We start from the raw sequence: 502 nt of genomic DNA on the forward strand, positions 1-502 counted from the left end.
AAAGCCACCGAAGCGGTGGCTACGGCGCGCGAAGTGGCCGAGGCCGAGCGTCAGAAGCAGATTGTTCTGATTGAAGCCACCCGTGAGGCCGAACGCCAGGCCACCGCGATCCGTTTGTCAGCGCAGGCCGAAAAAGAGGCCGCCGCAGACCGCGCCGAAGCCCGCCGCGAGGAAGCGCAGGCCGAAGCAGACGCGCTGAACATTCGCGCCGAGGCCAAGAAGAACGACATGCTGGCCGAGGCGGAAGGTAAGCGTGCGATCGTAGAGGCCGACAATGCCCTGTCACCTGAGCAGATCCGGATGAAGGTCGACTTGACCCGCATTGAAACCATGCCCTCGATCATATCGGAAATGGTCAAACCGGCCGAAAAAATCGACTCGATCAAAATCCATCAGGTTGGTGGGATCGGAGCTGCCAATGGTGGTGGTGTTTCAAGCGGTGAAAAGCCGGTTGTCAATCAGGCGTTGGATTCGATCATGGGAATGGCCGTGCAGATGCCAG

The 502-nt window shown here is 59.8% G+C and carries 1 protein-coding gene; it reads left to right on the forward strand.

From position 1 onward, the window contains the following. Positions 1 to 502, forward strand: a 502-nt coding sequence (locus ACR0EL_RS22835) for a flotillin domain-containing protein (protein WP_480502401.1), incomplete at both ends; no start/stop codon positions are given.

The sequence above is a fragment of the Ruegeria sp. AH12 genome (assembly GCF_056541465.1).